16 protein-coding genes and 1 pseudogene are annotated in these 17,962 nt (G+C 73.8%); 9 read left to right on the forward strand and 8 right to left on the reverse strand.

Features of this window, described 5'->3' with window-relative positions; genetic code table 11:
* Window positions 1-96 precede the first annotated feature (96 nt).
* From CYJ76_RS12145 to CYJ76_RS02645, 7 genes are all read right to left on the reverse strand, one after another.
* Window positions 97-954: a glycosyltransferase family 2 protein gene (locus tag CYJ76_RS12145; RefSeq protein ID WP_141494830.1), complete on the reverse strand. Its 858-nt coding sequence runs from the start codon at window positions 952-954 to the stop codon at window positions 97-99.
* Complete coding sequence (locus CYJ76_RS12150; RefSeq protein ID WP_141494831.1) at window positions 951-2,141, reverse strand: glycosyltransferase; 1,191 nt, start codon at window positions 2,139-2,141, stop codon at window positions 951-953. The genes CYJ76_RS12145 and CYJ76_RS12150 overlap by 4 nt, the downstream gene beginning before the upstream one ends.
* Window positions 2,138-3,427 carry a glycosyltransferase family 2 protein gene (locus tag CYJ76_RS02625; RefSeq protein WP_101849174.1) on the reverse strand — a complete coding sequence of 430 codons (1,290 nt, stop codon included), beginning with the start codon at window positions 3,425-3,427 and terminating at the stop codon, window positions 2,138-2,140. The genes CYJ76_RS12150 and CYJ76_RS02625 overlap by 4 nt, the downstream gene beginning before the upstream one ends.
* Window positions 3,424-5,535 (reverse strand): WcbI family polysaccharide biosynthesis putative acetyltransferase, encoded by a 2,112-nt coding sequence (locus CYJ76_RS12155; RefSeq protein WP_144043020.1) that lies wholly within the window; start codon window positions 5,533-5,535, stop codon window positions 3,424-3,426. Before CYJ76_RS12155 ends, CYJ76_RS02625 begins: the two co-directional genes overlap by 4 nt.
* Complete coding sequence (locus tag CYJ76_RS02635) at window positions 5,532-6,650, reverse strand: glycosyltransferase (RefSeq protein WP_070703520.1); 1,119 nt, start codon at window positions 6,648-6,650, stop codon at window positions 5,532-5,534. The genes CYJ76_RS12155 and CYJ76_RS02635 overlap by 4 nt, the downstream gene beginning before the upstream one ends.
* Window positions 6,647-7,729, reverse strand: coding sequence for a glycosyltransferase (locus CYJ76_RS02640; RefSeq protein WP_083323410.1), 1,083 nt, complete (start codon window positions 7,727-7,729; stop codon window positions 6,647-6,649). Before CYJ76_RS02640 ends, CYJ76_RS02635 begins: the two co-directional genes overlap by 4 nt.
* Before the next feature lie 112 nt (window positions 7,730-7,841).
* Window positions 7,842-8,921 carry an inositol-3-phosphate synthase gene (locus CYJ76_RS02645; protein ID WP_101849175.1) on the reverse strand — a complete coding sequence of 360 codons (1,080 nt, stop codon included), beginning with the start codon at window positions 8,919-8,921 and terminating at the stop codon, window positions 7,842-7,844.
* 595 nt (window positions 8,922-9,516) lie between these two features.
* On the opposite strand from CYJ76_RS02645, the gene CYJ76_RS02650 reads away from it, so the two are divergent.
* The 5 genes from CYJ76_RS02650 to rplI all read left to right on the forward strand — a co-directional run bounded on the left by CYJ76_RS02650 (window position 9,517) and on the right by rplI (window position 12,503).
* Complete coding sequence (locus tag CYJ76_RS02650; RefSeq protein WP_144043021.1) at window positions 9,517-10,572, forward strand: hypothetical protein; 1,056 nt, start codon at window positions 9,517-9,519, stop codon at window positions 10,570-10,572.
* Window positions 10,573-10,747: 175 nt separating this feature from the next.
* A complete protein-coding gene (rpsF, locus tag CYJ76_RS02655) occupies window positions 10,748-11,035 on the forward strand; it encodes a 30S ribosomal protein S6 (RefSeq protein ID WP_070703330.1) in 288 nt (95 codons plus the stop codon).
* Window positions 11,036-11,110: 75 nt separating this feature from the next.
* Window positions 11,111-11,674, forward strand: a complete 564-nt coding sequence (locus CYJ76_RS02660; protein ID WP_070703329.1) for a single-stranded DNA-binding protein — start codon at window positions 11,111-11,113, stop codon at window positions 11,672-11,674.
* 103 nt (window positions 11,675-11,777) lie between these two features.
* A complete protein-coding gene (rpsR, locus tag CYJ76_RS02665) occupies window positions 11,778-12,023 on the forward strand; it encodes a 30S ribosomal protein S18 (RefSeq protein WP_070703328.1) in 246 nt (81 codons plus the stop codon).
* Window positions 12,024-12,056: 33 nt separating this feature from the next.
* Entirely contained in the window at window positions 12,057-12,503 is a 447-nt protein-coding gene (rplI, locus tag CYJ76_RS02670; RefSeq protein ID WP_070703327.1) for a 50S ribosomal protein L9, read from the forward strand.
* 101 nt (window positions 12,504-12,604) lie between these two features.
* On the opposite strand, the pseudogene CYJ76_RS12160 reads toward rplI, so the two are convergent.
* Window positions 12,605-12,921 (reverse strand): annotated as a pseudogene (locus CYJ76_RS12160) (ISL3 family transposase); the annotation flags it as partial.
* A gap of 486 nt (window positions 12,922-13,407) precedes the next feature.
* Here CYJ76_RS12160 and CYJ76_RS02685 point away from each other — a divergent pair.
* From CYJ76_RS02685 to CYJ76_RS02700, 4 genes are all read left to right on the forward strand, one after another.
* The gene (locus CYJ76_RS02685; RefSeq protein ID WP_144043022.1) at window positions 13,408-14,022 is read left to right on the forward strand and encodes a DUF2380 domain-containing protein; all 615 of its coding nucleotides are present in this window, start codon (window positions 13,408-13,410) and stop codon (window positions 14,020-14,022) included.
* Window positions 14,022-14,687 (forward strand): hypothetical protein, encoded by a 666-nt coding sequence (locus CYJ76_RS02690; RefSeq protein WP_101849179.1) that lies wholly within the window; start codon window positions 14,022-14,024, stop codon window positions 14,685-14,687. The genes CYJ76_RS02685 and CYJ76_RS02690 overlap by 1 nt, the downstream gene beginning before the upstream one ends.
* Before the next feature lie 204 nt (window positions 14,688-14,891).
* Window positions 14,892-16,982 carry a cytochrome c oxidase assembly protein gene (locus CYJ76_RS02695; protein ID WP_101849180.1) on the forward strand — a complete coding sequence of 697 codons (2,091 nt, stop codon included), beginning with the start codon at window positions 14,892-14,894 and terminating at the stop codon, window positions 16,980-16,982.
* A 97-nt stretch (window positions 16,983-17,079) separates the two neighbouring features.
* Entirely contained in the window at window positions 17,080-17,922 is an 843-nt protein-coding gene (locus CYJ76_RS02700; RefSeq protein WP_070705838.1) for a carbon-nitrogen family hydrolase, read from the forward strand.
* Window positions 17,923-17,962 lie beyond the last annotated feature (40 nt).

The raw sequence follows: 17,962 nt of genomic DNA on the forward strand, positions 1-17,962 counted from the left end.
GAGTTTCCTTGGAGGGGGGACGACACAGGTCGGACGGGGTGGACCGAGGTCCGTGGGGAGCAACGATAACGCCGCGGTCCCCGCACGCCGGGGTGCTCAGCCCGCGACGAGCACCCACCCGCCGGCGTCGTCGCGCCGCACGAGGCCCGCCGACGCGAACTGCTCCAGCCACCCCTCCATCGGCCACCAGCCCCACCGTTCGGCGAAGACGCGGCCGTTGCGCACCACGTCGGCCACCTTGTCCCACGGCGGGGAGTGGCTCTCGTGCCACTGGTGGTGGGCCACCGCGCCGCCGAGCCACAGCAGGCGCCCACCGGCCGCGCCGAGGCGCTGGGCGAAGTCGGTGTCCTCCCCGCCGTAGCCGACGTACGCCTCGTCGAAGCCGCCGACGGTGCGCCAGGCGGCGGGCGTCATCGCGAAGTTGAGCGACCAGAAGCGGGTGAGGTCGGGTTCGGGCACCACCTCGCCGGGGGTCGGCACGGGGCGCCCGGGCGCGGGGTCGGAGAGGGCGCGCAGGGCGGGCAGGTCCTCCACCGGGTAGGCGGCGGGCGGGTCGGTCTCGCGCAGGCGCCCGGTGACGCCGCACCACAGGGCGGGCGTGTCGCCCACGGGGTGCGCGGCCAGGGCGTCGGTGTAGGTGCCCACGAGCTCCGGCTCGGCGATGCAGTCCACGTCCAGGAGCACGAGCACGTCGGCCCCCGCCTCGGTGGCGGTGGTGGCGGCCAGGTTGCGCGCGGCGGCCAGCGGCAGGCCCTCGGGGGTCGTGTTGACGTCGACCACGAGGGTGCGGCAGCCGGGCACGGGGTGGGCCCCGGTGACCGAGCGGATGGCCGCGTCGTCCATGGCCACCACCACGTGCAGGTCGGGCACCCGGTCCGATGCCGCGAGCGACCGCCGCTGGTTGGCCAGGTGGTCGTGGCGGCCGTGCACCAGGGTGAGGACGGCGGTGGTCACGGGGCCTCCTCGGGGTCGGGAGTGGGGTGCTCGGGTGCCGTGTCCGGGGTGGGCCCGGCGGGCTGCTCGCCCGGGCGGGCCGCGGCGGCCACCACCTGCGCGATGCCGGCCGCGCCGGACCCGAGCCAGTGACCCCACGCGCCGCCCCCCATGGCGCGGGCGCGGGCGAGCAGCCCGGGCCACTCCCCGGGCGCGGGCCAGGACGGTCCGGATGTGGCCCCGGATGCCGTGAGGGGCCCCTCGCCGGTCGTGGACCCGAGACCGGGGGTGGCGGCCAGCCCCATGCGTCCCAGGGCGCGCGCGGTGGCCACCTGCTCGTCGTGCGGGCGGGGCTGCGGCAGCACCACCGCGGGCGTGCCGGCGGTGGCCACGTCGGCCACGGCGCCCTGCCCCGCGTGCGTCACCACCGTGCCGGCACGGCGCAGCAGTGCGCGCACCTCGGTCGGGGGCAGGTCGCGGGCCAGCGCCCACCGCACGCCGGGGTCGGCCTGCTCCAGCGCCGCCAGGTGCTCCGCACCGGGGGCGTCGCTGCCGTGGCCCCAGAGCACCACGCCGAGCGCGGCGTCGCGCACCCCACCCCGAGCCGGTGCACCCGCCGAGGAGCCCGCGGCGGCACCCCCGGGATCCGTGCCGTCCGGGTGCGGCACGCCGCCCACGTGCGTCGTCCGCGCCGCGAGCTCCCCGTGGGCCACCACGTGGTCGGGGTGCGCACCGGCCGGCCAGCAGGCCACCACGGCGCTCGCGAGGTCGTACCCCAGCCGGTGCGGCGCGTCGGTGCGGTCGCCCGGCATCGCCACGGTCACCACCGGCACGCCCAGCAGCCGCACCAGGGCCACCACCTCCACCGACACGTCCACCACCACCGCCTCGGGCCGCGCGGCGGCCACCCAGGCGGCCACCTGGCGCTGGCGCTCGCCGAACCCCACGGCCCCGGTGCGCAATGGCGCGAAGTGCAGGGACCCGCCGGCGCTCTGCTCGTGGCGGGGCGTCGCCCGCCCGGGTGCCTCCCACGTGATGCCGTCGGTGTCGTCGACCAGCCGCACCCACGGCCCCACCCAGCCGTCGGGCCGCGGGCGGCTGCCCAGCCCCACCACCTCGTCGCCGGTCAGCGCGCGGTACGCGGCGGCGACGGCGAGGGCCCGGCTGGTGTGGCCGGACCCCACGTGGTGCACGTAGTAGCCGATCACGCGTGCTCCTGCCGGGCGCGCTCCACCATCGTGGACGCCGGCACGCGCCGCAGGCGGGCGGCCGGCCCCTCCACGGCGATGCCGTGCCACCCCGAGGCGGTCTGCCCCGGCTCGTCGGTGGCCAGGGTGAGGCGGGCCCGCGCGAGGTCACGGGTGCGGGCCACCTGCACCGGTGCGGCGCCCCGCCCCGCGCCCGGGCTGGCCGGCGGCCCGGCCACGCCGCGTCGCGCCACCGGCTCCCAGCCCGTGGGTGTGGTCACCGGCTCGCTCGTGCGCACGCGCCACCGGCAGCGGGACAGCACCTCACGGTCCGGGCTGCCGGGGTGCACGCGCGGGTCCGCGGCCAGGGCGCGCTGCAGCTCGGCCGCCGCCGACCCGCCGAACCACACCCCCGTGTCCCCGCGGCGCAGCCAGGACTCCACGGCCACGAGCCCCTGCCCGAGCGTCCACCGGCTCGCGTCGGCCTCGACCACCAGGTCCGGCAGGGCGTGCACGAGGCCGCGGCCGCGCACCAGCGGGTGGGTGAGGCGGGTGGCCAGGTGGGCGGTCTCGGCGTTCTTCACCGCCACCAGGTCCTCGGGGCGCCCGGAGATCTCCGGCCCGTCGTGCCAGGCCACGGCATCGGGGCGGTGGCGCAGGTCCCACCCGGCCAGCCAGGCTCGCTGCGCCAGCTCCCAGTCCTCCCCGCCGTAGCCCACGAAGGTCTCGTCGAAGCCGCCCAGGGCCAGGAAGGCCGCCCGCGGCACCGCCATCACCGCCGAGATCACGTAGCGGAAGCTCGCGTCGTCCGCGGCACGCAGGTGGTCGGTGCCCGCCAGGCCCTCGGCCAGCCACGCCGGCTCGGGGAGGGTGACCGGGGCGGGGCCGTGCCCGGTGAGCCAGTCGGTGACCGCAGCCGGCGTCCACCCGGCCGCGTCGTGGTGCCGCCGCCGGCCCACCACGAGCGTCGGCACCGGGCCGGATGCCGCCTCGGCCAGCACGCGCAGGCAGTCCGGCTCGGGCAGCATGTCGCCGTCCAGGAGCACCAGCACCTCCCCGGTGGCGGCGGCCGCACCCAGGTTGCGCGCCGCGGCGGCCCGGAAGCCCCGCCGCTCCTGGCGCACCAGACGCAGCCGCAGCGGGTGGTCGGTGGGCAGCACGGGCGCGGTGGGCGAGCCGTCGTCGGCCACCACCACGTCCACACGGTCGGCCGGCAGCGTGGTGTGGCGCAGCGCCTGCAGCAGCCGGGCCAGGCGCTCGGGGGAGTCGTGGTGCGGCACCACCACGGTCACGCTCGGGGTGGTCATCGCAGGTTCCTCAGCATCTCGGCGGCCTCCTGCCAGGAGGGCCACAGGTCGGTGTCCTGGCCCTGGTGGGTCGATGCGGGGTCGCCCAGCGCGTCCACCAGCGCCCCGGTGAGCTCGTGCAGCGCGTCGTCGTGGCCCACCAGCCGGAGGGCCCCCGGCATCCGGGCGGCCTGCTCCCGGGCGTAGGGCGAGTCGGCCACCAACGGGCGGCGGCCGGCGGCGAGCCACGAGTTCACCGACCCGGAGGCCGACACGTGGCGGTGGTGGGCCACCGGCACGTCCACCGCGCGGCAGGCGGCGGCGAGCTCGTCCTCGGTGAGCCAGCCGGTGGTCACGAACCGGGTGCCGGCCGTGGCGGCGCGCTGCTCGAGGGCGTCGACGAGCTCCTCGTGACCCGGTGCGGGGCGGCCGAGGTTGAGCACGCCGGTGGGGCGGCGGTCGGCGGGCAGGCGCGGGTCACGCGCGGCCGCGGCGGTGGCGTCCACCACCTCCTCCACGCCCTTGCCGGGGTAGAGGAAGCCGAGGGTGGCCACCCACCTGCCCGGTGGGACGTCATCGGGCACACCCTCGTCGGTCGTGACGGACCCCGCGGGCTGACGCACCTCGCGCTCCACGGGCAGCGGCACCACGCCGATGCGGTCGGCGTCCACCCCCGTGGCCGCGGCCAGCAGCCCCCGCTCGTGCTCGCTGCTCACCACCACCGCGTCGGCCGCCGCGCACACGCGGTGGTAGGCCGCGGTGCGGGCCTCCTGTCCGGTGCCGTCGCTGGGCTGGGGCACGTCGTGCAGCACCACCTGCACCGATGCCGTGGCGGCCACCAGGCGCTCCAGCGCGTCGGCGGCCGCCGACGGGGTGGGGCCGAACGCGCGGTCGGTGAAGTGCACCACCACGGTGCGCCCGGCCAGACGGGTGGCCGGGCCGTCCGGTGCGCTCCAGGCCCTGGCGGCCACGTCATCGGGGGCCAGGTCCTCGGTGGCCAGCCGCAGCAGCTCACCCGCTCCCGCGTGCGCCAGCCGCCGGGCGTGCAGCACCACCCCGTGCTGGTCCGGTCCCACCACCACGTGCAGCGCGTCGTCGGTGTCCGTGGTGGCCACCTGCTCGGGGTCGCCGGAGGGCGCCACGCTCGGTTCGAGCCCACCGGAGCCGGCCGCTCCACCGGCCCCGGCGCCCGCACCCCGGCGCGGCCGGCCCACCACCCCAGCGAGCAGCAGGTCGTCGCGGACCGCCCGCGCACAGGCGGCCAGCACCCGCGGGTTCGCGCGCAGCCACGCGGCCTGGGTGGCCACCACCTCCTCGTCGGGCACCGCCCGCCCGTCCACCAGCCAGTCATCGCGTGGCTCGCCCTCGAGTCCCAGCGCGTCCAGGGTGGCGGCGGTCACCGGGGCGAACACCGAGCGCAGCAGCTCGCGCCCCGGGTCCGGCACCGCCCCGGCCCCCACCCGCTCGGCCACGCGCTGCGCCAGGCCCATGAGCACCGGGTTGCCCGGGTGGTTGATGGTGTTCGTGGCCCGCGCGCCGGCGCCCACCAGCAGGTCGTCCACCGGCACCGCCCCGGCGGCCTCCTGCCGGCGCCGCAGCTCGGCCAGTGACGCCTGCGCCACCGCACGCACCGCATCGGCTCCCGGGAGCGGGTCGGCCAGCCCGGCGGCCCGGGCGACGGCCCCCGTGTGGTGGTAGGGCACCAGGGGCGGGTCCGGCAGGCCGGGGCCCCGCACCAGCCGCTGCTGCGGGTGCAGACCGCGGTAGCGCACGATCGGCGCCATCACGTGCTGCGCGCCGCGCGCCGCCCGGGCCACCACCTGCGCGGTGCCCAGCGGCAGGTCGCGGTAGTCGTCGCGCACCGGCTGGGTGACCACCACCGTGGTGCGGGCCAGCAACCGGTCCAGGTGGGGCAGGTCCTCGGCGGTCAGCTCGTGCACCGGGGGGACCCGCACCCACGTGCGCGCGGGGTCGGCCAACTCCAGCAGCACCCGCAGCGACTCGGCCTGGCAGTTGCCGTGCACCATCCCCACCGGGCCGTCGGGCACCTCCTCGATGCCGTAGAAGCCCCCGTAGTGGCGACGGCGCCCCTCGTCCACACCCGTTCCCGTGCCCTGTTGCCCGTTCACGACGCCTCCCGCGCGGCACGGTCCCGTGCCGCCTGCTCGTCCACCACCTGCTCGTACACCGCCACGTGGGCACGCCCCACCGCCTCGGTCTCCCGGGCCCGGTGGTCGGCCCAGGCGCGTGCCTGCTCCGCCGACCGCCCGGCCCGCGCCGCGGTCACCGCGCCCTCCAGAGCCGTCCGCAGCGAGGCCGGTTCGGGCCGCTCTCCCTCCCACGCCCACAGGTGCTCCACGCGTTGCTCAGCCAGGTGGCCCACGCTGGGTGCCAGGGGCACCACGCCCAGGTCGTGGCACTGCTCCACCCAGCCGGAGTGCGTGCCCCACCGGTGCGGCAGCACGGAGACGTCCAGGTGCTGCAGGTAGGTGCTGAACGCCGCGTCGTCCAACGGGTCCACGGCGCGCACGTCCACCCGCTCGGGGGCGTCCCGCACCCAGGCGGCCACGTCCCCGGCCACCCCCGGGCGCAGCAGCTCGCGGTGCAGCGTCACCTCCAGCCGGCACGCGGCCGGGCCCAGGGCGTCGGTAGCGGCCAGCAGCCCGTCGAGCAGGCGGGTCCGGCCGGCGTTGGCGCGCAGGGACTTCAGGTGCACCCCCACGAGCACGGGCCCCTCCGGGCGCGGTGCACGCACCGCCTCCTCGATGTGCTCGCGCGGCTCCATCGCCGGGTGCGGCACCACCACCGCCCGCCGCCCGGTCGCCCGTTCGATGCGGTCGGCCGCGCCGGGCGTGAGCGTCAGCACGGCATCGGCCGCCTCCACCAGCAGGCGCACCCGGGCGCGGTGGTCGTCCTGCTCCACCGCGTGCGGCAGGTCCAGGTCGTGCACCGTGACCACCAGTGGGAGGCCCACCCGGCGCAGGGTGTCGGTCCAGTCGGCCACTTGGGCGGGCGCGAGGTGCTCGAAGCCGAAGTGCACGTGCACCAGGTCCACCTCCGTGCGGTGCGCCCGCACCCACTGCGGGTCCCAGGCCGGTGAGGGCCACCACTGCCCGGCCGGTGCCCCGGGGACGGGTGGGTCGGGCAGCAGCTCCACCCCAGACGCGCCGGCCAGCACGCTGCGCACGTACGCGTGGCCGGCGGGCAGGCTGAGCACGCGCACCGGGTGCCGGCGGGTGCTCACCGCACCGCCTTCAGGTGCGCGCTGGCCTGCAGCAGCCGGGCGTAGCGCGCCTCGTGCTCGGCCACCATCGTGTCCATGGAGAAGTCGCGCTCCACCCGGCGGCGCACGTCCGCGCGGTCCAGCGCCAGCACCTCCTCGGCGGCTGCGTGCACCTGCTCCTCCCAGGCGTCGGGCGTCACCAGCCGGCCCACCTCCGGGGTCACCACTTCCTGCAGGCCACCCCGCGCCAGCCCCAGCACGGGTGTCCCGCACGCCCCGGACTCCGCCGCCACCAGCCCGAACGGCTCGTCCCACAGCGGGGTCGCCAGGGTGGCCGCGCTGGAGCCCACCACCTCGGCCAGCTCCGAGGTGCGCAGGTGCCCCAGGTACTCCACGTCCCCGCCCAGCATCGGCTCCAAGTGGTCGGAGAACCACGCCCGGTCGCTCACCGGCCCCACCAGGCGCAGCGGCATCCCCAGCCGGCGCGCCATCGCGACGGCCACGTCCGGCCCCTTCTCCGGCACCAGCCGCCCGAACCAGACCAACCCGCCCCCGCCCGGGCCCGCCGGCCACAGGTCGGCGTCCACGCCGTTGTGCACCACCGAGGCGTCCACCACCGGACCCCACTGGCGGGCGGTGAAGGCGCTCACCGCGTTCACGCTCCCCGGCGCCGGCGGGCGGCGGCGGAAGGCGTGCATCATCGGCAGCAGCGGCGGGGTGTGCAGCGTGGTGACCACGGGGCGCCCCAGGTCGTGCTCCAGCAGCGTGGGGTTGAGGCTGTTGTTGTGCACCAGGTCCACGTCCAGCGTGGGCACGTGCTCGGCCAGCCGCTTGAAGGCGCGGTTGACGTCGGCCCGGGTCTCGTCCCACGGCGCCACCGGGTCCACGTGCACGCCCAGGTCCTCCGGCCTCACCACCTGAACCTGTGGCCCGCAGTCCGAGCCGCGCGCGCCGAAGAGGGTCACCCGGTGGCCGCGCGCCACGAGCCCGCGGGCGAGGTGCCAGGTGATGGCCTCCAGCCCCCCGGCGAACGGCAGGGCGATGGCCGAACGGCAGTGGCCCGCGAGCAGGATGCTCATCGGGCGGGGCGGGGCGGCCATGGGACTCCCGGGCGACGAGGAGGGGGCGGGGCGGGTCCAGTGTCGACCCACCCCGCCCCCTCGGCAACCCGAACAGTCGGTGCCCTCGCGCGGGCTCAGCGACCCCCTCGGGTCAGCTGTCCACCTCGCCGCGGATGAACTTCTCCAGCTCGGCGCGGCCCAGGTCGTCCGGGCGCTGCTCGGGCGGGGACTTCATGAGGTAGGCGCTGGCGGAGAGGATCGGGCCGCCGATGCCGCGGTCCTTGGCGATCTTCGCCGCGCGGATGGCGTCGATGATGATGCCGGCGGAGTTGGGGGAGTCCCAGACCTCCAGCTTGTACTCCAGGTTCAGCGGGGCGTCGCCGAACGCGCGGCCCTCGAGGCGCACGTAGGCCCACTTGCGGTCGTCCAGCCACTGCACGTAGTCCGAGGGGCCGATGTGCACGTCGCGGTCCTCGAACTGGTGCTGCACGTTGGAGGTGACGGCCTGGGTCTTGGAGATCTTCTTGGACTCCAGGCGCTCGCGCTCGAGCATGTTCTTGAAGTCCATGTTGCCGCCCACGTTCAGCTGGTAGGTGCGGTCCAGCTCCACGCCGCGGTCCTCGAAGAGCTTGGCCATCACGCGGTGGGTGATGGTGGCGCCCACCTGGGACTTGATGTCGTCGCCCACGATCGGCACGCCCGCGTCGCGGAACTTCTGCGCCCACTCGGGGTCGCTGGCGATGAACACCGGCAGCGCGTTGACGAAGGCCACGCCGGCGTCGATGGCGCACTGGGCGTAGAACTTGTCGGCCTCCTCCGAGCCCACCGGCAGGTAGGACACGAGCACGTCGGCCTGCGAGTCCTTGAGTGCCTGCACCACGTCCACGGCCTCGGCGGAGGACTCCTCGATGGTCTGGCGGTAGTACTTGCCCAGGCCGTCCAGGGTGGGGCCGCGCTGCACCTCCACGCCGGTGTGCGGCACGTCGGTGATCCGGATGGTGTTGTTCTGGCCCGAACGGGTGGCTTCGGAGAGGTCCTTGCCCACCTTGTCGGCGTCGACGTCGAACGCGGCCACGAACTCCACGTCGCCGACGTGGTACCCGCCGAAGTCGACGTGCATGAGGCCCGGCACGGTGCCGTCGGCCGGGGTGTTGCGGTAGTACTCGACGCCCTCGATGAGCGAGGTGGCGCAGTTTCCGACGCCTGCGATGGCGACACGGACAGTGGACATGTCTCTCCCTTTGTTGCTTTCCGGCGTGACAAACGCCGCAGCCCGGCAGGTTGTTCCACGCGCGACCGAGTGTAGGCCGCGTGCCGGGGGTGTGACGGGTGATGATGGGGCGTCAGGACGAGCCCGACGGGAGTGGCAGTGGAGCGGATCAGGCGTGTGCAGGGGGCCCGCGGCCTCGAGGCGGTGCGGCAGGCCGTGCGGGGGCGTCGCTCCCGCCCCGCCGCCGATCCGGTGCCCCGCCTGGCCATGGGGGCGGTCGGGGGCTCCACCGGCCGCCACGCCCTGCCGCGGGTCCGGGGGCCGTGGTTCCCGGCCGCGGTGCTCGTGGCCCTGAGCGCCCTGCCGCGGGTCCGGGGGCCGTGGTTCCCGGCCGCGGTGCTCGTGGCCCTGAGCGCCCTGCCGCGGGTCCGGGGGCCGTGGTTCCCGGCCGCGGTGCTCGTGGCCCTGAGCGCCCTGCCGCGGGTCCGGGGGCCGTGGTTCCCGGCCGCGGTGCTCGTGGCCCTGAGCGCCCTGCCGCGGGTCCGGGGGCCGTGGTTCCCGGCCGCGGTNCAACTGCATCACCGGCGGCTGGCGCAGCCCGCAGCTCATCTGGCGCATGTGCTACTCCGACCCGGTGGTGCGCTGGGCCAACGCCGGCCTCGACGACGGCCACGTGCCCTGGTCCAGCCCCGGCACCGAGATGGCCCAGGTGGCGCCCGTGCGCACCACGCTGCTGTGGCTGGCCGGCCTGCCCCTGGGCCCGGTGCCGCAGCGCTTCGACCAGCAGGCCTACTTCGCCGTGTGGGCGGTGCTGCTCGTTCTCGCGGTGGCCGCGCTGGTGGTGGCGGTCGTGGACTGGGCACGCGCCGAGGGTTCGGACCCGTGGGCGGCCTCGCACGTGGCCCTCTCCCCGCTGCTCGTGCCGTTGGCGATGGTGTCGGACCTGCTGGTCTGGCTGGCGCTCGCGGTGTGGGGGTGCGTGCTGTGGCGCCGCGGCTCCACGGGGTCGGCGGCCGCGGCCGGCGTGGTGTGGGTGCTGGCGGTGCTGGCGATGCCCCTACTGGTGGTGCTGCCGGTGGCCTGTGTGGTGGCCGCCCCGCGTGCGCTGCGCTGGGCGTGGGTGCCGATGGTGCTCACGGCGGTGGCGGTGTGCGTCCCGTGGCTGGTGTGGAACCGGCGGAGCCTCTCCGGCCTGGCGTTCTGGGACGCCGGGGCGGGCAACGGGGGCGTGTGGAGCGTGGTGCGCGGCCTGGGTGCGGCGCCGCCGGGCTGGGCGGTGGCCACCCTGGCGGTGGGCGGCCTGGTGCTCGGCGCCCTGTTGGGCGGTGTGCTCGCCCGCCGCGCCACCACCGGCCAGGAGGTGGGCGCAGCCCTGGGGGCCGGGGCGCTGGTGGCCGCGGCGCTGCAGCCGGAGGTGCCCACGCAGTTCGGCCTGCTGGCGGTCCCCTTCGTCGCGCTGGCGGGGTGGGGCTGGCGGACGCACCTGTGGTGGGTGCTCGTGGAGGGGCTGCACTTCGTCTTCGTGTGGATGTACCTGGGGCGGGCCTCGAACACCCGCATGGGGATGCCGGAGGACGGCTACGCGGCGGTGGTGGCCCTCCGGCTGGCGGCCTGGGTGGTGCTGGTGACGCTGCTGGTGCTGCGGTCGTCGAGGACTGCCCGCCTCCGGTAGACTCCACAAGTTGTCGTGCGCCGCGATGCCGGTGTCAGGTCGTCCACAGGCCCCGTCACGGGGAGGGGCGACGGGGCCGGTCGACCGCCATCATGGGGGCGTGGGGCGCGACGACAGTGACCCTCCTGCCACGGAGAGACCGTGGCCGCCGAGACCGAAGGAGGTGGGTTCACGCATGCGTCAGTACGAGCTGATGATGATCATCGACCCCGAGACCGACGAGCGCACCCTGCCGGCGATGGTGGAGAAGCTCCTCACCGTCGTGAAGGCCGAGGGTGGTTCCGTCGACGAGACCGACATCTGGGGTCGTCGCCGTCTGGCCTACGACATCAAGAAGAAGTCCGAGGGCCTGTACGTGGTCACCACCCTGACCATGGGCACGGACACCGCCAAGGAGCTCGACCGCCAGCTCGGACTCAACGAGTCCGTGCTGCGTTTCAAGCTCCAGCGTCCGACCGTCTGAGGCGACGGTCCACGCGACCGTCACCCCAGCCGTCACGACTGAGGAACTGCACACCGCGAGAGAAGGAGGCCGGTCATGGCCGGCGACACCGTCATCACGATCATCGGAAACCTCACCGCTGACCCCGAGCTGCGTTTCACGCCGAACGGTGCAGCGGTGGCGAACCTGACCATCGCCTCCACCCCCCGCCAGTTCGACCGTCAGGCGAACGAGTGGAAGGACGGCGAGACGCTGTTCATGCGGTGCTCCATCTGGCGCGAGGCGGCGGAGAACGTCGCCGAGTCGCTGAAGAAGGGCACCCGCGTCATCGCCCAGGGGCGCCTCAAGCAGCGCTCGTTCGAGCAGGACGGCCAGCGCCGCACGGTGGTGGAGATGGAGATCGACGAGATCGGCCCCTCCCTCCGATACGCCACGGCCAGCACCACCAAGACCCAGCGCTCCGGCGGTGGCGGCTTCGGTGGCAACTCCGGCGGCAACGCCGGTGGCCAGGGCGGCGGCTGGAACTCCGTCCCGCAGGGCGGCGCCCCGCAGCAGAACCAGCAGCAGAACGACCCGTGGGCCTCCGGTGGCAACACCGGTGGCGGCCAGCCCCAGGGCTCCTGGGATGCCGCTCCGAACTACGACGAGCCCCCGTTCTGATCCTCGGTCGCACCCATCCCGAGCAGTCGGTGAGAACTGCCGCTCGGGCTCTCAATCACCGGTGACCTGACCGTCACCACACCTTTCGAAGGAGAGCACCACGATGGCCAAGTCCGTTGTGCGCAACCCCAAGCCCGTCAAGAAGAAGGCGAACCCGCTCAAGGCCGCCAAGATCGAGAAGATCGACTACAAGGACACCGCCCTGCTGCGGAAGTTCATCTCCGACCGCGGCAAGATCCGCGCCCGTCGCGTCACCGGCGTCTCCGTGCAGGAGCAGCGCCAGATCGCGAAGGCCGTGAAGAACGCCCGCGAGATGGCCCTGCTGCCCTACTCGAGCTCCGCTCGCTGATCGCAGCCGTAGAGACTTCGAGGAGGAGAAGCCATGAAGATCATCCTGACCCACGAGGTGAGCAGCCTCGGTGAGCCCGGCGACGTCGTCGACGTCAAGGACGGCTACGCCCGCAACTACCTGCTGCCCCGCAACCTGGCCACCCCGTGGACCAAGGGCGGTGAGAAGCAGGTGGAGGCCATCCGTGCGGCCCGCGCCTCGCGTGCGGTGAAGTCGCTGGAGGAGGCCGAGGCCCAGAAGGCGCAGCTCGAGGGCCGCGCCGTCAAGGTCAAGGGCAAGACCACCGCGAGCGGTCGCCTGTTCGGTGCCGTGACCTCCGCCGACGTCGCCGAGGCCATCCTGGCCGCCGGCGGTCCGCAGGTGGACAAGCGCCGCATCGAGATGGGCGGCCACATCAAGGCCCTGGGCGACCACACCGCCACGATCCGCCTGCACCCCGAGGTGCTGGCGACCGTGAAGCTGCAGGTCGTCGAGGCCTGATCGGCCGAGCACCCGCTCCACGCAGGACGGGCCCACTCCTCCGGGGGGTGGGCCCGTTCGCGTGCCCGGGGCGCGGGCGGGGTCGGGCCCGACACACTGGCTCATCCGATCTGTGGGTGTAGTCGTGGTCTGAAGCCGCAGGCTTCGAGGAGGGATCGGGCGACGTCGTGGGTCAGGGTGCGCAAGCCGAGGGCGGACCCTCGGAGGTGCTCGAGGCGGCCGTTGATCGCGTCGGTCGGGCCGTTGCTCGTGCCCGGCCTTCGCGCCGGTCTGGGTGGTGGTAGGCGGCGATCAGGGACTCGATTCTGCGGGCCTGCTTGCCGATGAGCAGGTTGGCGCCAGTGTGCGGGGTCCGCCGCGCGCAGTAGAGCGGATCGCCGGCCCGGCCGCGGTGGCCGTGGAGATCTTGCCCGACCCGTCCCGTCGCGGATCGGGGTCAGATCGATGACGACGGTGAGGCCGTCAAACCGGGTGGGGTCATCGATCAGGACCCGGCGGCCCTCGGCCCCGCAGTGCCGGCCGAACGCGTCGTCATCGCCCGCGACCACCCGGCATTCCAGCGCCCGCCCGGTCAGGCTCCACGCGCTGCCCCATCCGCGACGAGGCCAAGCTCGTCCAGGCGGGCGAAGGTCGTCAGATCAGGGGCATCAAAGGTAAGTTCACGCAGGTCGAGGTCTTCTGGTCGGGTCGGTGTAGGAACCCCCATCATCAGGGGACCTCGACCCCTACCTCGACCCGGTCACACCACCACTGCTACACCCTCAGATCGGAAGAGCCGTGTTACGCAACCGTGACCCACAACGTCTTGACACCCCTACCCCCCCACACAAGACTCAACTCAACATCAACCCAACCGAGAGATGAGACCACCGTGAGAAGGCTTTTCACGCTCATTGCAGCAACCATGATCGCCACCCTCGCACCAACCAGTGCGAACGCGCTCTGCAGCATCATGGACAAGCCAGACAACGCTTCCCAGAGTGTCTTTTCCGACACCTCCTCCGCCCCCATCAAGACTGCTGTCGAGCTTCCATCCGTTGAGCCCGCCCCCATGACCGACGGGGAACTCTTCGACGGACCAGAACTCGATGCAGGACAGTTCTTCTCCAATCCCGACCCGACGGTACAGCAGCTGGACCTCGAGGCCTTGCAGCAAACTCGCGGTGGAGACCTCGAGCACCCTGACTGCGGGGGCATGAACTTCCGCGCAATGACATCGGCGAACTTCCGCTACAACCTCAAGGTGCAAACCAACAAGGAACACAACCGGATGGCGGACTTCGACGCCCACCACGTCTTCCCCAAGAAGTTCTCGCCATTCTTCGACTCGAGGCGCTTCAACATCCACAACCCCACCTACGGCTCGTGGGTGCAACTCAACAAGCACCGCCGCGAAGCCTACGCCTACAACAAAAAGTGGGAGGAGTGGATCGGTCGCAATCGCACAGCAACGCAGCTTGAGACGTTCAACTTCGCACGGAAGCTCAGTGCGGAGTTTGGTTACAGGATCCACTTCTGATGATCACGCGTACCGAGCCGCACTTCTTCCTGCAGGACAAGTACATGGGCAACGGGCTGGTGCACCGCGGCGGCCACCTGGAGACCACCGATCGCCGTACCCTCAAGGGTGACCTGACGAGCGCCATCGGGCTGCACGAACTCGGCGTCCCGGTGGACATCATCGGCACCGTCGTCCATGACTCCTTCAAGAACGCGATCGAAGCCATCGGCGCCACCGGCGTCACCTTCCACGAGCTGCCGCCACCCTCGGAGAAGGTGCAGGCCATCAAGCCCGGCGCCTGGTGGGGCCTGGAGATCACCGGCACCTCACCGGCCTACTCCGATGACTTCCACGACGAACACGTGCGCGTGGTGCGAATGCCTGCCGCGTGGACGATCGAGTCCTACTGCACCGACCCCACGCCCCAGGGCTGGGACGGGAGCGACGTCTACCACCCCGGCGACACGGGCTACCAATACGTTACCCAACGTGTCGCCAACGCCCTCACCACAGCCGGGGTCGATGTCCGCCTCGTGGAAGTCGGACGCCACCCCCACCCGGTCTGGGACACCGAGCAGTGCGACAACCAGGCCGAGGCATGGCGACAGCGCATGGGCGTCGACTTCGCCGACTGGCCCGACCCCGGCTGCTGCCCCGAGCTCCTGCGCCCAGCCACCACCTGATCGACCCACACACCGCAGACGGAAACGCCCGAGATGCGCACCAGTGCGCATCTCGGGCGTTCGGCAGGCGGGTCACTCAGCCCTCGGCCACCTCGATGCCCAGCGGCAGGTAGCTCAGCGGGTCGTGGGCGCTGGTCTGGTCGGTCACACCACCACTGCTACACACTCAGATCGGAAGAGCCGACAAACTACGCTGTGTCGGTGATGTCCGAGTCCCAGCAGTCCCCGCCCCGCCCCACGGCATCGCCGGAGAACCCCGCTCCCGCAGTGCAGGAGTCAGCCCGCCAGCGTGCCCCGTGGGCTGCTCTGGGCGCCATTGCGCTGCTGATGGCGGTCACGGCGGTGGGTGCCTCTTGGCTGAGCGGCGCCACGCGGCAGCTCCTCCTGGTCGATGCGGGGGCATTCGTCCGCTGGGCCCTGCCCGTGGTCCGGGCGCTGGTCATGACCGGCATGGTCACCACCGTCGGTGCGCTCGGCGTCGCGGCTTTCGTGGTCCCCGAACGGCGGTCCACGCACCGTCTGGCCCTGCTCGGGCGCGTGGCCCTCGTCGGGTCGCTCCTGTGGGGGTTGGCCAGCTGGGTGCTGGCGGTGCTCACCTTCTCCGAGGTGCTCGGCACCCCCATCGGGGCCGAGGGCTTCTGGCAGCAGTACTTCGCCTTCTGGTGGGACCTCGGACTGCTCGTGCAGTTCCAGCTCACCGGCATCCTGGCCCTGGTGGTGGCGGCGCTGTGCGCCTGGAGCACCGGGCGCAGCGGCCTGCACTGGGCCTTCTGGCTGGCCATCGGGGCCACCCTGCCGCTGGCCTTCACCGGCCACTCCGGCGGCTCGCTCGACCACGACGCCGCCGTCAACGGCTACGGCGGCCACCTCATCGGCGTGGCCGTGTGGGTGGGCGGCCTGCTCGGGCTGGCGCTGCTGTGGAGCGGCCTCGGGCAGGACCGCGCGGTGGCCGTGCGTCGCTACTCCGTGGTGGCGCTGTGCGCCTTCGTGGTCACCGGGCTCAGCGGCGTGCTCAACGCCAGCCTCCGCGTGGGGTGGGGCGACCTGCTCACCACCGCCTACGGCCAGCTGCTGCTGGCCAAGGTGGGGCTCCTGGTGGTGCTCGGCGTCTTCGGCGCGGTGATGCGCCGCCAGGTGGTGGCCCGCCTCGAGCAGGCGGAGCGCGGGGCGGGGGCCACCGAGGTCGGGGAGGGCCCCGCCGCCGAGCGTGCCGGTGGCCTGTTCGCCCGCCTGGCCACCCTCGAGCTGCTCGTCATGGCCGTGGCCGCCGGCCTCGGCTCCGCGCTGGCCCGCACACCCACCCCCGTGCCCGAGCTCACCGGCGAGGCCATCGGCGACCCGGCGGTGGCGCTCACCGGCTACCCGCGCCCGCCCGCGCTCACGGCATCGAGCTGGTTCACGGCCTGGCAGGTGGAGTGGCTGTTCACCACCATCGGCGTGGTGGCCATCGCCCTGTACACGTGGGGGTGGCTGCGCCTGCGCCGCCGCGGCGACGCCTGGCCCTGGTACCGGCTGCCGCTGTGGGTCTTCGGCTGGCTGCTCTTCCTCTACGTGGTCAACGGCGCACCCACGGTCTACGGCCGCGTCATGTTCTCCATGCACATGGTCATGCACATGACGCTCATGATGGCCATCCCGTTCTTCCTCGTGCCGGCCGCGCCGGTGACCCTGGCCATGCGCACCCTGCCGGCCCGCAAGGACCGCACCATCGGCCCCCGGGAGTGGCTGCTGGGCATCGTGCACTCGCGCTACGCGCAGTTCATCGGCCACCCGGTGGTGGCGGCGCTGCTCTTCTTCGTCTCGCTGGTGGTCTTCTACTGGTCGCCCGCGCTGGAGATCGCGCTCACCACCCACGGCGGGCACGTCGCGATGGTGGCGCACTTCCTGCTGGTGGGCTACCTGTTCGTGTGGACGCTGGCCGGCCCCGACCCCGGCGGCGTCAAGTGGCCCGCCCCGCTGCGCCTGGTGGTCATGCTGGCCACGCTGGCCGGGCACGCCTTCTTCGGCGTGGCCATGATGATGGGCACCTACCTGCTGGCGCCGGACTTCTTCCAGACCATCGACCTGCCGTACGTCAAGGACCTCGTGGCCGACCAGCAGCTCGGCGGCGGCATCGCGTGGGGCATCGGCGAGCTGCCGGTGGTGGTGCTGGCCATCATGGTGGGTCTGGAGTGGTCCAACAGCGACGAGCGGGAGAGCCGCCGCTACGACCGCAAGGCCGCCCGCGACGAGGACGCCGAGCTGCGCGCGTACAACGAGCAGCTCTCGCGGATGGGGCGCAACCCGCGGCCCTGACCCGGTGCGGCCGCCTCCCCGGACCGGCCGCACCCGCTGCCCTGCAGCGCCCCCGGTGGCCCGTCGGCCCGGGGGCGCTGCCGGTACCGTGCGGAGGATGAGCGAGCTCTCCGTCAGCGTGATCCAGGTGTCCTACGGCGACGACGAGGCCATGGCCGACCGCATCGAGCGCGTGGCCGGAATGGTGCGGGCCGAGGCGGGGCAGGACCTCGTGGTGCTGCCCGAGCTGTGGCCCGTGGGCGGCTTCGACGTGAAGCACTGGGCGGAGCGGGCCCAGCAGGTGCCCGCCGTGGGCACGGTGCCCGCCGACGGCCCGGACGACCCCGCCCTGGCGGTGGTGCGGGCGATGTCTGCCGCGGCCCGCGACGCGGGGGTGCACCTGCACGCCGGGTCCACCGTGGAGCGCAGCGCCGAGCCCGGCCCGGAGGGCAAGGACCTGTGGAACAGCTCGCTGGTGTTCGGCCCCGACGGGGCGTTGCGGGCCACCTACCGCAAGGTGCACCGCTTCGGCTTCAGCAGCGGCGAGGCGCGCACCATCGAGGCGGGTTCCGACCTGGTGACGGTGCCGATCGAGGGCTTCACCGCGCACCTGGCCACCTGCTTCGACCTGCGCTTCCCCGAGTTCTTCCGCGCCGGTCTCGACGCCGGGGCCGACCTGCTCGTCATCCCCGCCGCGTGGCCGATGCCGCGCCGCGAGCACTGGCGCACCCTGCTGCGGGCGCGCGCCATCGAGAACCAGATGCCCGTCATCGCGTGCAACACGGCCGGGACCCACGCCGGCGACCACGAGATGGGTGGGGCGAGCGTCGTCGTCGACGCCGCCGGCAGCGTGCTGGCCGAGGCGGGGGACGGCGAGCAGGTGCTGCGCGCCGTCCTCGACCCCGCGCACACGGCGCAGCAGCGGGAGGACTTCCCCGTGCTCGCCGCGCGGCGGTGGTGAGGCGGGCGTGGCCGGGGGCGTCGCCCGGCCGCCGGGTCAC

It is taken from the genome of Kytococcus schroeteri (genome assembly GCF_002847825.1).
Lineage (GTDB): Bacteria > Actinomycetota > Actinomycetes > Actinomycetales > Dermatophilaceae > Kytococcus > Kytococcus schroeteri.

What these genes read in the sequence shown, in the direction of transcription:
- CYJ76_RS02625 (WP_101849174.1), bottom strand. Translation starts at nt 3,427, where the DNA reads ATGACCACCCCGAGCGTGACCGTGGTGGTGCCGCACCACGACTCCCCC.
- CYJ76_RS02640 (WP_083323410.1), bottom strand. Translation starts at nt 7,729, where the DNA reads ATGGCCGCCCCGCCCCGCCCGATGAGCATCCTGCTCGCGGGCCACTGC.
- CYJ76_RS02645 (WP_101849175.1), bottom strand. Translation starts at nt 8,921, where the DNA reads ATGTCCACTGTCCGTGTCGCCATCGCAGGCGTCGGAAACTGCGCCACC.
- CYJ76_RS02650 (WP_144043021.1), top strand. Translation starts at nt 9,517, where the DNA reads ATGTGCTACTCCGACCCGGTGGTGCGCTGGGCCAACGCCGGCCTCGAC.
- rpsF (WP_070703330.1), top strand. Translation starts at nt 10,748, where the DNA reads ATGCGTCAGTACGAGCTGATGATGATCATCGACCCCGAGACCGACGAG.
- CYJ76_RS02660 (WP_070703329.1), top strand. Translation starts at nt 11,111, where the DNA reads ATGGCCGGCGACACCGTCATCACGATCATCGGAAACCTCACCGCTGAC.
- rpsR (WP_070703328.1), top strand. Translation starts at nt 11,778, where the DNA reads ATGGCCAAGTCCGTTGTGCGCAACCCCAAGCCCGTCAAGAAGAAGGCG.
- rplI (WP_070703327.1), top strand. Translation starts at nt 12,057, where the DNA reads ATGAAGATCATCCTGACCCACGAGGTGAGCAGCCTCGGTGAGCCCGGC.
- CYJ76_RS02685 (WP_144043022.1), top strand. Translation starts at nt 13,408, where the DNA reads ATGATCGCCACCCTCGCACCAACCAGTGCGAACGCGCTCTGCAGCATC.
- CYJ76_RS02690 (WP_101849179.1), top strand. Translation starts at nt 14,022, where the DNA reads ATGATCACGCGTACCGAGCCGCACTTCTTCCTGCAGGACAAGTACATG.
- CYJ76_RS02695 (WP_101849180.1), top strand. Translation starts at nt 14,892, where the DNA reads ATGTCCGAGTCCCAGCAGTCCCCGCCCCGCCCCACGGCATCGCCGGAG.
- CYJ76_RS02700 (WP_070705838.1), top strand. Translation starts at nt 17,080, where the DNA reads ATGAGCGAGCTCTCCGTCAGCGTGATCCAGGTGTCCTACGGCGACGAC.